Raw genomic sequence first — 14,813 nt, 5'->3', positions numbered from 1 at the left:
GGCCACGCCGGCCAGCGCCCCGGCGAGATGTCCGGCGGCCAGCAGCAACGCGTGGCCATCGCCCGCGCCCTGGCCAACCGGCCCGCCCTGATCATCGCCGACGAACCCACCGGCCAACTCGACGCCGACACCGGCCGCGCCGTCATGGAACTCCTGCGCGCCGTCGTCCACAGCGAAGGCGTCACCGCCCTCGTCGCCACCCACGACCCCCAACTCCTCGCCCTCGCCGACCGCGTCCTGGAACTGCGCGACGGCCACATCCTCACCACCGACTGACACCTCCGCGCCGAGCGGCGGCGCGGTGCAGCGCCAGGCCGGACCAGCCGACCAGGACGAGACCCACCGCCGTGAACCCCGACCAGAACAGCAGCGGCCCGTGCCCGACGTCACGGCGGGCCACAACCCGCTCGGGACGGTCGGCCCGGTAGACGATCGGGAGCCGGTCCCCGTGGCCGGCCTGGCGGCGGTTGGTGCCCGGCGGCAGCGGGTGGGTGACCTCGGCGCCCGCCACGGTGAACGTCACCCACAGCCGGCCGTCGCCGCGGGCCTCGCGGACGGTTCCCACCGTGTGCACGCCGTGGCGCACGGACAGGGTGTCCCTGGCCGCCGCGGTCAGCAGCCACACACCCGCGACGAGGAACACCGCACCGGCCAGGAAGAGCGCCATGGGGTGGGCGGAACCCGTGACGGGACTCTCGCCGCAGCCGTGTTTCTGCCTTCGCCGGCCGTCTCGCACCGGTCCGTCACCTGCGCCCGCTGCCCCCATGACAGCAATTTACGGGAAGCACCAGGCCGTAGGGGAGAGGGAGTTCGGCCCTGCGCGACGAGGGCCGTACGAGCCCGTCCGCCGGTCCGGCCGACCAGGTCGCGCCGGCGGCGGTGACCCTCGGCCGGACCCCGTCTCGCCCGGCGGCACCGCGTGCTGCCGGTGCCGGCCCCGGACGCCGCGTCGGGGCCGGGTGGGGGCGCCTTGCCCGGATCGTGGTGTTACGTATAACGTTCGCGCATGTCCCGTATCGCCCTGGTCACTCTCGTCGTCCCCGACTACGACGAGGCCATCGCCTTCTACACCGGCGCCCTCGGTTTTGAGCTCGTCGAGGACGAGCCGCGCCCCGGTGGGAGCCGCTGGGTCGTCGTGCGCCCGGCCGGCGCCGCCGCCGGCAGCGGGCTGCTGCTCGCCCGCGCCAAGAACGACGCGGAACTCTCGCGGGTCGGCGACCAGACCGGGGGACGGGTCGGCTTCTTCCTGCACACCGAGGACTTCGCGGGCGACCACGCGCGGATGAGTGCCGCGGGGGTGACCTTCCTGGAGGAGCCCCGCCACGAGGCGTACGGCTCGGTCGTCGTCTTCCAGGACCCCTACGGGAACCGCTGGGACCTCCTCCAGCCCGCCGCCACCGCCCCCACCGACCACGACCAGGAGCGCACCGCGTGACCGCCCTCGACACCGACCTGATACGCCGGCTCCCCAAGGCCGTCCTCCACGACCACCTGGACGGCGGCCTGCGCCCGGCCACCCTGGTCGAACTGGCCGCCGGGATCGGCCACGCGCTGCCCGCCACCGACCCCGGAGAGCTGGCCGCCTGGTACTACGACGCGGCCAGCTCCGGCGACCTGGTCCGCTACATCGCCACCTTCGAGCACACCATCGCCGTGATGGGCACGCGCGAGGGCCTGCTGCGCGTCGCGGAGGAGTACGTGCTGGACCTCGCCGCCGACGGCGTCGTCTACGGGGAGGTGCGCTACGCCCCCGAGCTGCTGGTGCACCGCGGCCTCACCCTCGCCGAGGTCGTCGGGACCGTGCAGGAGGGCCTGGCCGCCGGCATGGCGAAGGCCGCCGCCGCGGGCACCCCGGTCCGCGTGGGGACCCTGCTGTGCGCGATGCGCATGACCGACCGCAGCCGCGAGGTGGCCGGCCTCGCCGTCGCCCACCGCGACGCGGGCGTCGTCGGCTTCGACATCGCGGGGGCCGAGGACGGCTTCCCGCCCGCCGACCACCTCGCCGCCTTCGAGTACCTGCGCCGCGAGAACATGCCCTTCACCATCCACGCGGGCGAGGCCCACGGCCTGCCCAGCATCCACCAGGCGGTGCAGGTCTGCGGCGCGCTGCGGATCGGCCACGGCGTCCGCCTCACCGAGGACATCGTGGACGGCAAGGTCGGCCGCCTCGCGGGCTGGATACGCGACCGCCGCATCGCGCTGGAGGTCTGCCCGACGTCCAACCTCCAGACGGGCGCCGCGGACTCCATCGCCGCGCACCCCATCACGCTCCTGCGCGACCTCGGCTTCCGCGTCACCCTCAACACCGACAACCGCCTGGTCTCGGCGACCACCATGACCCGGGAGATGGAACGGCTCGTCACCGAGGCGGGCTGGACGGCGGAGGACCTGCGCGAGGTCACCGTCAACGCGCTCAAGAGCGCCTTCCTCCCCTTCGACGAGCGGAACGCGATCATCCGCGACGTCGCCCTGCCGGGCTACGAGACGGTGCTCGGCGCGGGCCGCTGACCGACGATGGAGGTACCGGGCCGGCTCGGCTCCCGGCCCGGTACCCACGTGCGCCGACCGCGCCCGCGCCGTCCGGCGCGGGCCAGGTGCCATGCCGGAGGCGCCGATGGAGACGACCCCGTCCGGAGGACGGCCGCGCGGACGCGGCAACGTGTTCCTCGCCTTCGTCCCGTGGACTCCCTCAGGCGCGGCCCGTGCCGCGGTAGAGGTCGAGTTCGCCGTCGAGTTCGAGGGCGAGGACGGTGGCCCAGGGGTCCAGGGCGTCGGGGGAGGGGGCGTCGATCCAGGTGACCCCGGGGACCTCGTGGAGCCCGCCGGTCACGTGGTGGGCCAGTTCGGCGCCGCTGCCGACCACCGAGACGCGGCGGAGGCGGTTGCGCAGTCCGCGTACCGCGACCGCCTCGCGAGGGATGTCGAAGCACACCAGGTAGAGGGTGCGGCGGTCGGCGGACAGGGTGCTGGGGCCGTAGTGGTGCCCGGCCGGCAGGCCTGCGACGGTGCCGTACACGGCGTCGGCGTGGGCGCGGATCCAGTCGCCGAGACCCTCCAGGCGCGCGGTCTGCTCCGGCGTGATGGTGCCGTCCTCGCGGGGGCCGACGTCCAGCAGCAGGTTGCCGCCCGCGCCGATCGTCTCGGTGAAGTAGCGGACGAGCCGGCGCACCGACTTGTGGCGGTGGTCGTCGTGCCGGAAGCCCCAGGAGTCGTTGACGGTCAGGCACAGCTCCCACGGACCGGACGGCGGTTCGACGGGGATGCCCTGCTCGGGTGTGGCGTAGTCGCCGTGGCTGAGCATGCGCGCGTTGAGGACCGTCTCCGGGTTCCCGGCGAGGATCCGCGCGGCCAGGGCGTCCAGGCCCCACTGCTCCTCGCTGCGCTCCCACTCGCCGTCGAACCACAGCAGGTCGGGGCGGAAACGGTCGACCAGCTCCCCGACCTGCGCGTCGCGGTAGGCGAGGTACCGCTTCCAGGCGGCCGGGTCCTCCTTGCCGTCGGCCGGGGTGACGAAGCGGCTCGTCAGCACGTCCTCCAGCGGCGGGGCGGGGTGGACGACGCTGGGGTAGTCCGGGTGGTTCCAGTCCGAGTGGGAGTAGTACAGCCCGACTCTGAGGCCCTGTTCGCGCAGTGCCCGCGCGTACGGGGCGACCAGGTCGCGCCCCGCCGGGGTGCGCCGGACGACCGACAGGTCGCCCTGCGCGGTGTCCCACAGGGCGACGCCGTCGTGGTGCCGGGCGGTCAGCACCGCGTACCGGGCGCCGGCGCGTGCGAAGAGCCGGGCCCACGCCCGGGGGTCGTAGTGGGCGGCGGTGAAACCGTCGAGCTGGCGCATGTACCGCTCGTGGGGTACGTCGCCGTTGTAGAAGGCCCAGGACTCGGGCACGCCGTCGACCGCGTAGATCCCGTAGTGGACGAAGATGCCGAGCTTGGCGTCGGCGAACCACGGCTGCAGGGGCATGGCTGACGGGTCCTCGGGGGATCGGGAGGGAGAGCGGGTGCGGAGATACATCGGAGGAGTCCTGTCCTCCGCCCCGACCCTATGGGGGATCGGGGTGACTGACAAGAAAGACATCCGATGTATCGCCGCACCCGCTCTCGCTCGCGGTGCCCCGGCCGCTGGATCACCGGCCTACTTCACCGATCCGGCCATGACCCCCTCCACGAAGTGGCGCTGGAAGGCGAAGAAGACGACCAGCGGTACGATCAGCGACAGGAACGCGCCCGGAGCCAGCACGTCGATGTTGGCGCCGAACTGCCGCATCTGGGACTGCAGGGCGACCGTGAGCGGCTGCGCGTCGCTGCCCGCGAAGATCAGCGCGACCAGCATGTCGTTCCAGACCCACAGGAACTGGAAGATGGCCAGGCTCGCGATCGCCGGACGGCCGACCGGCAGTACCAGCTTCCGGAAGATCGTCCACTCGGTGCCGCCGTCCATCCGGGCGGCCTCCAGCATCTCGCGCGGGATCTCGGCGAAGTAGTTGCGCAGCAGGAAGATCGCGAACGGCAGCCCGTACGCCACGTGGAAGAGGACCACGCCCGCGGTCGTGCCGAACAGTCCGACCGCGCCGAACAGCCGGGCCACCGGCAGCAGTCCGATCTGCACGGGCACCACGAGCATGCCGACGACCACCAGGAAGACCCAGTCCCGCCCGGGGAACTCCAGCCAGGCGAAGGCGTATCCGGCCAGCGCGGCGAGGACCACGACGGCGGCCGTGGCGGGCACCGAGATCAGTACGGTGTTCCAGAGCGCCTGGGTGATCCCGCTGTCGCCGAGGATCGCCGAGTAGTTGTCGAAGGTCAGCGAGCCCGGGTGGAGCAGCGCGGTCCACCAGCCGGATCCGGCGTTGTCGTCGGCGTCGCGCAGCGAGGAGACGAACAGCCCGGCCGTCGGGGTGAGCCAGATCAGCGCGACGACCGTCAGCAGCACCTGGACGAGCCCGCCGCGCAGCACCGCGACCAGCCGTGCCGCCGGGGAGGGACGTCCGGGTGCCCGGTCGGCCGGGCCGCCCGGCGGGGCGGGCGGAGCGGGACGCGGAGCGGCGGTCTGCACGGTCATCGGTTGCTCCTGCGGAAGCGTCGGATGTTGAGGGCCATGACGGGCAGCACCAGCAGCAGCAGGACGACGCCGATCGCGCTGCCCAGGCCCTGGTTGTTGCCGCCGCCGAAGGAGACCAGCCACATCTGCAGCGCCAGGACGTTGGCCTCTTCCTGCACCGAGCCCGGCGCGATGATGTAGACGAGGTCGAAGACCTTCATCACGTTGATCACCAACGTCACGAAGACGACCCCCAGCACGGGCGCCAGCAGGGGCACGGTGATCCTGCGGAAGATCTGCCACTCGCTCGCGCCGTCCATCCGGGCGGCCTCCAGCGTCTCGCGCGGCAGCGAGGCCAGCCCGGCGCCGATCAGGACCATCGAGAAGCCGGTCCAGATCCACAGGTAGGCGCCGATGATCGCCGGGGTGGCCAGCGTCGGGCCGAGCCAGTCGATGCCGGCGTACGGCTCCGCGAAGTTCTTCGGGGGCAGCCGCACGCCGTACGGCCCGTCACCGGCGTCCGGGAAGCGGAAGGAACCGTCGTCCCCCGTGGTCGCGGTGGCGACGACCTCGCCGCCCTTGGTCAGTTCGACCGCCATCCGCGGCAGGCCGCGTTCCTGGGGGTCCACGGCGCCGGGCGTGCCCCCGCCGCCCGGGACGAAGTCCAGGTAGACCACACCCGTCACCGCGTCGTCGGAAACCGGCGCGGGCGCCGCCGGACGGGCCTGCTCCGGAAGGGACGCGGGCGGCAGGCCGACCAGGCCCAGCGTGACGGCCTTGCCCGGTTCCACCTGCGCGACCGCCTGGAAGCCGCCGTTGCCCGACTCCTTCATCACCTCCGTGCCGCGCGGGCGGGCACCGGGGTAGGCGGAGGAGTTGTTGAAGGTGTCGTGGACGGCGACGGCGACCGCGTTCATGACGCCGCGTTGCGGGTCCTGGTCGTACACCAGACGGAAGGTGATGCCTGCGGCGAGGAAGGAGACGGCCATCGGCATGAAGATCAGCAGCTTGAAGGCGGTGGCCCAGCGGATCTTCTCGGTGAGCACGGCGAGGACCAGGCCGACGCCGGTGAGCACCGCCGGCGCGGCCACGACCCAGATCGCCGTGTTGCGGACCGCCTTGAGACTGGCGGGGTCGGTGAACATCTCCTGGTAGTTGTCCAGGCCCACGAAGCGGTCGCCGCCGGCGTCGAACAGGCTGCGGCCGACCGAGAAGAGGATGGGGTAGCCGACGAGGGCGCCGAGCAGGACGAGCGCCGGGAGCGCGAAGGCGATCGCGGTGACGCGGGCCCGGCGCGAACGCCGCCGGACGGCGGCCGGGGCGGTGCCGCCCGCCGGAGCGGACGGCACCTTGCGGGTGAGGGCGGACATGACCCGGCCTCAGCCCTTGTACGCCTTGGCGGCCGCGGCCTCGAGCCGCGCCGCGGTGGCCTTCGGGTTCGACGGGTCGCGCAGGAAGTCCTGCAGTATCTTCCACTCGCCCTTGCCGGGCGTGCCGCCGAAGGCGGGCGGGGTCTGGTCGGACATGTCGAAGCGCACCGTGTCACCGGCGTCGACCAGCGACTTGGCGGCCGTGCGCAGGGTGTCGTCCGCGTAGGAGGCCGGGTCCAGCTTGGTGTTGGGGGAGAGGAAGCCGCCAGCCTTCGCCCAGATCCCCGCCGCCTCCGGGGTGGCCAGGTAGGCGATCAGCTCCATGGCCGCCTTGGCGTTCTTGCCGGACTTCAGCGCCACCGCGGCCTCGCCGCCGCCGACCACCGGTGCCGGGCCGCCGTCGACCGAGGGGAAGGGGAAGAACTTGGCGTCCTCGCCGACCTTGCCGCCGAGGTCGCCGGAGATGACCCCGCCGACGAAGTCGCCCTCGTAGACCAGGCCGGCCTTGGGGCTCTTGCCGAAGACGTGCGCGACGGAGTCCGGGAAGCTGGTGGCCAGGGCACCCTTGCGGCCGCCCGCGAGCAGGTCGTCCTCGCCGAAGAGCTGGGACAAGCTGGTGAGCGCCTTGACGACGGTGGGGTCGGTCCAGGGGATCTCGTGCCGGGTCAGCTTGTCGTAGTTCTCCGGGCCGGCCTGGGAGAGGTAGACGTTCTCGAACCAGTCGGTGAGCGTCCAGCCGTCGGCGCCGCCGACGGCGAAGGCGGGCAGGCCCGAGTCGGAGACGGCGCGGGCGGCGTCCAGCATCTCCGCGAACGTCTTGGGCGGCTGCACGCCGGCGGTCTCCAGTGCCTGCGGGCTGTACCAGACCGTCGACTTGTCGGAGGTCTTGAAGTACAGGCCGTAGTAGGTACCGTCGACCGTGCCGAAGGTCTGCCAGATCTTGGCGTAGTTCTTCTCCGCGGCGCCCTTGACGTCCGGGGAGAGCGGCTGGAGCCAGCCCTTGCCCGCGAACTCCTTGAGCACGCCCGGCTGCGGCACCATCGCGACGTCGGGTGAGTCGCCGCCCTCGATCTTGCTGCCCAGGACGGTGGCGAAGTTGTCGCCGGTGGAGACGTACGCCACCTTCGCCCCGGTCTTGGCGGTGAAGCCGTCCAGGACCTTCTGGAAGTTCTGCTGCTCGACGCCGGTCCAGACGGCCGCGACGGTCACGGTCTGGCCCTTGAGCTTCTGGTCGCCGGCCGCCGGGCCGGAGTCGGAGGCGGCCTTGGTGTCGCCGCCGCAGGCGGTGGTCGCGAGGGCCAGACCGCACAGGGCGGTGGCCGCGACGAGGGTGCGCTTCATCGGATGGTGTCCCTTTCGATGGGGTGGAGCGATGCGGTGGTGCGGAACGGTCAGCTGAGCGCCGGGTCGTGGACCCACCAGGCGGCGGCGTTGCCGGGGAGGACCCCGGGCGGGCAGGGGGTGCTGGACAGCAGCGGCTGTCCCGGCACGGGGGCGGGGACCGGCTCGTCGCCGAAGTTGACGGCGCAGACCAGGCCCTCGCCGCGGACGAAGGCGAGCACCCCGGGAGGTGCCTCCAGCCAGCGCAGGGTCCCCTCGCCGAGCTGCGGCAGCCGGGCGCGCAGACCGAGCGCCTCCCGGTACAGGTGCCAGAAGGAACCGGTGTCCAGCAGCGCGCGGTCGGCGCTGTGCTCGGCGAACCAGTCCGGCTGCGGCAGCCAGGGCCGGGCCGTGCTGCCCTCGGCGGTGAAGCCGAACGGCGAGACATGGCCCGACCAGGGCAGCGGCACCCGGCAGCCGTCCCGGACGAACCGGCGGCTGCCGGTGCGCCGGAAGATCGGGTCGGTCAGCACCTCGTCCGGCAGGTCGACGACCTCCGGCAGCCCCAGTTCCTCGCCCTGGTAGACGTACGCGGCCCCGGGCAGCGCCAGCATCAGCAGCGCGGCGGCGCGCGCCCGGGCGGCACCGAAGTGCCCGGTGGGGCCGCCCGCGTACCGGGTGACGGTCCTGACCTGGTCGTGGTTGTTGAGCACCCAGGTGACGGTGGACCCGGTCCCGGCGATGTCGCGCAGTGCCTCGGCGACGGCCGTGCGGAACGCCGCCGCGTTCCAGGGCGCGCCCAGCAGGTGGAAGAAGAAGGCCTGGTGGAGCTCGTCGGGGCGGACGTAGTCGGCCTGTTCGGCCGGGGTGGGGACGGACACCTCGCCGACCAGGAGGCGTTCGCGTCCGTCGCGGGCGGTGTACTCCTCGCAGATCGCGCGCCACCGCCGCCACACCCCGTGCACCTCGGGACGGTTCCATGCCAGCGGGTTCACGGAGTCGCGGGTGCGCTCGTCCGCCGCGGGGTCGGGGGAGTCGGGGAGGGCGGGGTGCTTGAACAGGCCCGCCGCCACGTCGATGCGGAAGCCGTCGACGCCCCGGTCGAGCCAGAAGCGCAGCACGTGCTCGAAGTACTCGCCCACCCGCGGGTCGCGCCAGTTGAGGTCGGGCTGCTCCGGGGTGAACAGGTGCAGGTACCACTGGCCGGGCCTGCCGTCCGGTTCGGTGACCCGGGACCACGCGGGGCCGCCGAACATCGCGCGCCAGTTGTTGGGCGGCAGTTCGCCGTGCTCGCCGCGTCCGTCGGCGAAGTGGAACAGCGACCGGGCCGGGCCGTCCGGGCCTTCCGCGAGCGCCTCGCGGAACCAGGGGTGGGCGGCGGAGCAGTGGTTGGGCACGACGTCGACGACGGTGCGCAGGCCCAGCCGGTGCGCGTCGGCCACGAGGCGGTCGAACTCGGCGAGGTCGCCGTAGAGCGGGTCGACGGCCGTGTAGTCGGAGACGTCGTAGCCGTGGTCGTGCTGCGGCGAGGGGTAGAAGGGGCTCAGCCACAGCCCGTCGACGCCCAGCTTGCGCAGGTAGGGCAGGCCCGCCCGGACGCCGGCCAGATCCCCGACACCGTCGCCGGTGCTGTCCAGGAAGCTGCGCACGTAGACCTGGTAGACCACCGCGTCGCGCCACCAGGGGCGGACGGAGGTGAGGGCGGGGGAAGGGGCGGCGGCGGTGGAGGAACCGTCCTCCAGAGGGGCAGTGAACACCCGTCACCATCCTGACTGCGGGCGCGCGGACGTACACGACAGCACGCCGCGCGGGGTGGCTCGTTATGCATGCATGTTAAGTAGACATGTAAGGAAGGTGTCAACGGAGCTGCCAACAGTTGGCGCTTACTGGGGTGGTTTGTGTGGAAACAGGTGACGGCTGCGGCGTTCCGGAACCCTGGTACGGGTCTCCACTGATACCTAACATGTAAGTATGGGAGTGGGGGCGTGGCGCCCGCCGGCAGTGCCGCGGGTCAGCGGTCCCGCACGGTCAGCGGTCCCGCACGATCTCCCGCAACTCGCGGTCCAGCCGCGCCACGGCCTCGTCCGGCGTGGTGTGCAGCGCCAGCGCGTCCCGGCTCACCGCCGCCACCGCCAGACTCACCTGCTCGTAACGGGCGCTCTTGGGACGGGGCCTGGCCGCCTTGAGGCTCTGTTCCAGCACCGGCAGGTACGGGTAGCGGCGCACCAGCCCCGGGTCCCGGTACAGGTCGGCCCACACCGGCGGCAGCGAGCCCTCGGTGAGCACCTGCCGCTGCACGGACTCACCCGTCATGTAGGCCATCAGGTCGGCGGCCGTCCGGGGATGCCGCGAGTGCGCGTTGACCGCGAGGTTGGACCCGCCCAGCACGCCCGCCCCCGGCCCGCCCGGGCCGGGCAGCGGCACCGCCGCGAAGCGTCCCGCGACCCGCGAGTCCGGTGCCGACGCGAGGTCGTACACGTACGGCCAGTTGCGCAGGAAGAGCAGCCGGCCGTCCTGGAAGGCCCGCCGGGACTCCTCCTCCTTGAAGCGCAGCGCCTCGCGCGGGATCCAGCCCTCGCGCACCCCGCGCACCAGGAAGCCCAGTCCCTCCCGGGCGGCGGCGGAGTCCACGGTGACCCGGCTGCCCTCGCCGCCGAGGATGCCGCCCCCGGCCGACTGCACGGCCTCGGTCACGTTGACCGTCAGGCCCTCGTACGGCAAAAACTGCCCGGCGTAGCCGCCGATCCGGTACTTCGGGGCGAGGGTCTTCGCCTGGCGTTCCAGCTCCGCCCAGGTGCGCGGCGGTTGAAGGTGCTCGCGGTCGAGGATGTCCCTGCGGTAGTAGAGCAGCCCGGCGTTGGTGACGTACGGGACCGCGTACAGCCGTCCGCGAAACGTGGCGGTCCCCTTCACCGAGTCCAGCAGCCGGTCCATCGGCAGGCCGCGCGGGTCGACCGGCGCGATCCAGCCCGCGCCGGCGAACTCCGATGTCCAGGCCACGTCGATGTTGAGCACGTCGAAGCGGTCGCTGCCGGAGCGCAGGCTGTCGGCCATCTGCGCACGCACCTCGTCGGCAGCCTCGGGCAGTTCGACGAGCGTCGCCTTCTCCAGGGGGTGGGCGCGGTTCCAGCCGTCCAGCACGTGCTGCAGATAGCCGGTCAGGTCGCGGCCGGTCGCCAGGGTCACCGGGCCGCGGCCCGTCGTGCCGGGCGGGCCGTCGGCGGCACGGGCCCCCGCGGAGGCGTAGCCGGTCAGCAGCAGGGCAGAGACGAGCAGGGTCCTGCCCGCGACCCGCGCCCAGCGCATACGATCCTCCAGGTCCCGCTTCCGGCGACGGCGTCGTCGTCCGAAGGGACATGTATACCTGTTGGACATGCGCGATACTAGCCACTGCGGCAAGATGGCCTGCTCACCGATGATCGGGCTGGTGAGCGGCCCCTGACAAGCAGGTAGCCGGGGAGGAGGCAGGACGAGCGTGCGCCTTCCTCTCATGGCACTCCTCGCCAAGGGCCCAGCCCACGGTTACGAGCTCAAGACGGCACTTGAGAAGCTCTTCGGCGCTGCCTATCCTCAGCCGAACATCGGCCAGATCTATGTGACGCTGGCGCGCCTGGAGAAGTCGGGACTGATCCGGGGCGAGGACGTCACCCAGTCCGGCCGGCCCAACAAGCGGATCTACGAACTCACCGACGCCGGGCGGGAGGCGGTCGCCGCCTGGTTCGACGAGCCGTCCAGCGAGCCGCGGGTGCGCGACGAGTTCTTCATGAAGCTCGCCCTCGCCCCGGCCACCGGCATGGCCGACCAGGTCTCCCTGATCAACAAGCAGCGCCGCCACTACCTCAACCTCATGCGGGCCATGTCCCGGCTCGCCGCGGGGGAGGACCGGGACGACACCATCGCGCAGCTGCTGATCGAGGGCGCGACGCTGCACCTGCAGGCGGACCTCGACTGGCTGGAACGCTGCCAGGAGGAGCTGGAATGAGAAGGGCCGAGCCGCCACCCGCGGCGCCGCACATGCTCCGGGTCGAGGGCCTGGTCAAGACGCACCGCGTGGACGGCGGCGACGTCCGGGCCGTGCGCGGGGTCGATCTGGAGGTGCGGCCGGGCGAGTTCGTCGCCGTCACCGGTCCCTCCGGCGCCGGCAAGTCCACCCTGCTGCACCTGCTCGGCGGCCTCGAACGACCCGACCGGGGTCGGATATGGCTGGACGGGCAGCGGGTCGACCAGCTCAGCGAGGCGCGCTGGGCGGTGCTGCGCCGGCGCGGCGTCGGCATCGTCTTCCAGTTCTTCAACCTCGTCTCCACCCTGACCGTCGCGGACAACATCGAGCTGCCCGCCCTGCTCGCCGGCCGCTCCCCCCGCCAGGTGCGCGCCGCCCGCCAGGAGCTGCTGGCCGAACTCGGGCTGACGGGCAAGGAGGACAGCACACCCGCCGACCTGTCCGGCGGCGAGCAGCAGCGGGTCGCCCTCGCCAGGGCCCTGGTCAACCGTCCGGCCCTGCTGCTGGCCGACGAGCCCACCGGCAGCCTCGACAGCAAGGGCACCCGGGAGGTGCTGCGGCTGCTGACCCGCTGCCACGAACGCGGGCAGACCATCCTGCTCGTCACACACGACGCCAAGGTGGCCAGCGCCGCGGACCGGGTGATCAGCCTCTTCGACGGCGAGGTCGTCGACGACATCACCCTCGACGCCGTGCCCCGCACCTCGCGTCCCTCCCGCGCCGCCGCCGACGTCGTGAAGCTGCAGGGCTGACCGCCGTGCGCGCCACCGTCCGCTGGGCCCTCGCCGATCTGCGCACGCACCGGGGCCAGGCCCTGTCCATCGTCCTGGCCACCGCCGGCATCACCGCGGCGCTGCTCATCTCCGTCGCCCTGCTGCTGTACGCGGCCAACCCCTGGCAGCGGATGTTCACCGCCACCGAGGGCGCCCACGTCTGGCTGCGCACGGACGGCACCGCCGACACCACCGCACTGTCCCGGATCGGCGGGGTGACGGTCACCGGGCCCTTCCGCACCCTCACCGTCACCGCGCAGCACGGCCGGGAGAAGGCCGCCGTCGACCTGCGGGCCGCGGGCGCGAGCCCGCCGCAGGTGGGCCGGCCGCTGATCGACCGCGGGCGCTGGCTGCGGGGCGACGCGAACGACGGCATCGTGCTGGAGCGGTCCGTGGCGTCGGCGCTGTGGGCCGAACCGGGGGACGAGATCAGCGTGATCCGCGACGGGCTGCCGAGCTCCGTCCGTGTGGTCGGCGTCGCCGGTACCGCCGAACCGCTCTACGCCCCGGGCGACACCCCGGGGGTCGCCTGGGCGTCGCCCGCCCTGGTGAGCAGCCTCGCCACCGGCCCTGCGCGGGCGGGGCAGACCGTGGGACTGCGGCTGGAGGATCCGGCGGACACCGACTTCGTCGTCCAGCGCGCCGTCGACGCCGTCGGTCCGGACCGCGTCATCGGCGTCGCCACCTGGCGGGAGGCGCGCGCCGACGCCGAGGGCGACAACCACCTTCTCGGGCTGCTGCTCGGCCTGTTCGGGCTGGCCGCCCTGCTGGCCGCGGCGATCGCGGTGACCGGGGGCATCGCCACCCGCGTGCTGGCCTACGTCCGCGACATCTCCGTCCTGAAGGCGGTGGGCTTCACCCCGGCCCAGGTGGTCCGGATGTTCCTCGTACAGCACGCGGTGCTGGCCACCGCGGGCGTGCTGATCGGATCGGTGGCCGCGGAGACGTTCGCGCCGGGCATCCCCGGGCCGATGGGGGACGCCATGGGGCTGTGGCAGGGACTGCCTCAGCACACCTGGGCGCTCCCCGGCACGGCCGCGGCGACCGTGCTGGTCATCGCCCTGGCCACGGTGCTCGCCGCCTGGCGGGCCGGCCGGGTGCCGCCGATCCCCGCCGGGCGGGGGGCCGTTCCGGGCCGCCGCAGGATGTCCGGCGCCGTCCGGGCCGCACTGCGCCTGGGCACCCCGCCCGCGCTGGTCCTCGGCTGCCGTGGCGTGCTGCACCGCCCGGCTCGCTCCGCGGCCGCCGTGGCCCGGCTCGCGCTGCCGATCCTGATGATCACCGTGGCGCTGGGCACCTGGGCCACCCTCGACCGCTTCGAGCACCATCCGGAACAGCTCGGCCAGGCAGGCGCGCTCACCGCCCGCCCCAACGGCCTCACCGACGACGCGGTCCGGCGACTGCTCGCGGACCGGCCCGAGATCGCCGCGGCCCACCCGGGCGTGGAACTCCCCGCGCTGGTCCCGGTCCAGTCGCAGTCCTTCACCCTGCGGGGGATCGGCACCACCGCCGACCCCTATCCCTTCGCCGTCGCCGAGGGCCGCGCTCCCGCCGGCCCCGACGAGGCCCTCGCCGGGCAGGGCCTGCTCGACCTGCTCCACATCGAGGTCGGCCACTGGGTCCGGGTCACCGTCGGCGGGACCCCGCACATCCTGCACATCGTCGGCCGCAGCATCGAGACCGGGCACGGGGGACGTGTCATCTCCGCCCCGCTCGACGTCCTGCGGGCCCAGGACGCCTCCGTCCGGCCCTCGTACTACAGCCTGACGCTGCGTCCGGGCGCCGACCGCGCGGCGGTCCGAGGTGCCCTCACCGAGGCGTCGCACGGCGCCCTGGAGGTGCGCGAGGTCGCGGACCCCGGCGCCGAGCTCTCCCCGGTGCGCGGCGTGATCATCGGGCTGGTCAGCGTGCTCGCGCTGATCGCCCTGGCCGAACTGTCCACGGCCGTCGGCAGCGGCATCCGCGACCACGCCCGCGACATGCGCGCCTACCGCGCCGTGGGCCTGACGCCCCAGCAGAGCGTGGCGACCGTCGTCACCGGCGTCGGCCTGGTCGTCCTGGCCGCCGCCGTCGTGGGCGTCACCGCGGGGGTGTTCGCCTCCGACTGGCTGATCGACCTGCAGGGCGGCTCCAGCGGCGTCGGCGCGGGCATCGCCCAGTCGCCGCCCGTGACCGTGTTGTTCCTGATCGCCGGCGTGTGCGTCGCGGTGGCGGTGGCCGTCTCCGTCCTGCCCGCCTCGCGCGCGGCGGGGGACCGCAACCCGCGGATGCTGCTCAACGCGCAGTGAAGGGGAAGACACCGGACGCGGTAC

At 73.2% G+C, this 14,813-nt stretch carries 13 protein-coding genes; 6 read left to right on the top strand and 7 right to left on the bottom strand.

Annotation, left to right across the window (positions count from 1 at the left end; all coding sequences use genetic code 11):
* Positions 1–276, top strand: a 276-nt coding sequence (locus B085_RS0120460) for an ATP-binding cassette domain-containing protein (protein WP_018560447.1), incomplete at its 5' end; no start/stop codon positions are given.
* On the opposite strand, the gene B085_RS0120455 is transcribed toward B085_RS0120460, so the two are convergent.
* On the bottom strand, positions 263–667 hold the full coding sequence (locus B085_RS0120455) for a DUF3592 domain-containing protein (protein WP_018560446.1): 405 nt from the start codon (positions 665–667) through the stop codon (positions 263–265). The genes B085_RS0120460 and B085_RS0120455 overlap by 14 nt on opposite strands.
* A 339-nt stretch (positions 668–1,006) precedes the next feature.
* Here B085_RS0120455 and B085_RS0120450 point away from each other — a divergent pair, with 339 nt between their 5' ends.
* Together B085_RS0120450 and B085_RS0120445 are read left to right on the top strand one after the other, a co-directional pair.
* Positions 1,007–1,435, top strand: coding sequence for a VOC family protein (locus B085_RS0120450; RefSeq protein WP_018560445.1), 429 nt, complete (start codon positions 1,007–1,009; stop codon positions 1,433–1,435).
* Positions 1,432–2,508 carry an adenosine deaminase gene (locus B085_RS0120445; RefSeq protein ID WP_018560444.1) on the top strand — a complete coding sequence of 359 codons (1,077 nt, stop codon included), beginning with the start codon at positions 1,432–1,434 and terminating at the stop codon, positions 2,506–2,508. Before B085_RS0120450 ends, B085_RS0120445 begins: the two co-directional genes overlap by 4 nt.
* 181 nt (positions 2,509–2,689) lie before the next feature.
* Here B085_RS0120445 and B085_RS0120440 read toward each other — a convergent pair whose 3' ends face one another.
* From B085_RS0120440 to B085_RS0120415, 6 genes are all read right to left on the bottom strand, one after another.
* On the bottom strand, positions 2,690–3,961 hold the full coding sequence (locus B085_RS0120440; protein ID WP_018560443.1) for an alpha-L-fucosidase: 1,272 nt from the start codon (positions 3,959–3,961) through the stop codon (positions 2,690–2,692).
* Between the two features lie 171 nt (positions 3,962–4,132).
* A complete protein-coding gene (locus B085_RS0120435) occupies positions 4,133–4,963 on the bottom strand; it encodes a carbohydrate ABC transporter permease (protein ID WP_026251264.1) in 831 nt (276 codons plus the stop codon).
* 92 nt (positions 4,964–5,055) lie between these two features.
* Positions 5,056–6,408 (bottom strand): carbohydrate ABC transporter permease, encoded by a 1,353-nt coding sequence (locus B085_RS0120430; RefSeq protein ID WP_018560441.1) that lies wholly within the window; start codon positions 6,406–6,408, stop codon positions 5,056–5,058.
* Between the two features lie 9 nt (positions 6,409–6,417).
* Complete coding sequence (locus B085_RS0120425; RefSeq protein WP_018560440.1) at positions 6,418–7,749, bottom strand: ABC transporter substrate-binding protein; 1,332 nt, start codon at positions 7,747–7,749, stop codon at positions 6,418–6,420.
* A gap of 50 nt (positions 7,750–7,799) precedes the next feature.
* Positions 7,800–9,485, bottom strand: a complete 1,686-nt coding sequence (locus B085_RS0120420) for a glycoside hydrolase family 13 protein (protein WP_018560439.1) — start codon at positions 9,483–9,485, stop codon at positions 7,800–7,802.
* A gap of 271 nt (positions 9,486–9,756) precedes the next feature.
* Positions 9,757–11,034, bottom strand: coding sequence for an ABC transporter substrate-binding protein (locus tag B085_RS0120415; RefSeq protein WP_018560438.1), 1,278 nt, complete (start codon positions 11,032–11,034; stop codon positions 9,757–9,759).
* 169 nt (positions 11,035–11,203) lie between these two features.
* Here B085_RS0120415 and B085_RS0120410 point away from each other — a divergent pair, with 169 nt between their 5' ends.
* Genes B085_RS0120410 through B085_RS0120400 form a run of 3 tightly spaced genes read left to right on the top strand, consistent with a single transcriptional unit; the run spans position 11,204 to position 14,789 of the window.
* Entirely contained in the window at positions 11,204–11,710 is a 507-nt protein-coding gene (locus B085_RS0120410; RefSeq protein WP_026251263.1) for a PadR family transcriptional regulator, read from the top strand.
* Positions 11,707–12,480 carry an ABC transporter ATP-binding protein gene (locus B085_RS0120405; RefSeq protein ID WP_026251262.1) on the top strand — a complete coding sequence of 258 codons (774 nt, stop codon included), beginning with the start codon at positions 11,707–11,709 and terminating at the stop codon, positions 12,478–12,480. The genes B085_RS0120410 and B085_RS0120405 overlap by 4 nt, the downstream gene beginning before the upstream one ends.
* A 5-nt stretch (positions 12,481–12,485) precedes the next feature.
* Complete coding sequence (locus tag B085_RS0120400; RefSeq protein ID WP_018560435.1) at positions 12,486–14,789, top strand: FtsX-like permease family protein; 2,304 nt, start codon at positions 12,486–12,488, stop codon at positions 14,787–14,789.
* Positions 14,790–14,813 lie beyond the last annotated feature (24 nt).

Source organism: Streptomyces sp. BoleA5 (assembly GCF_000373665.1).
Lineage (GTDB): Bacteria > Actinomycetota > Actinomycetes > Streptomycetales > Streptomycetaceae > Actinacidiphila.
Note: the sequence above shows the minus strand (reverse complement) of the source record. Positions and strands in the feature narration are given on the sequence as shown.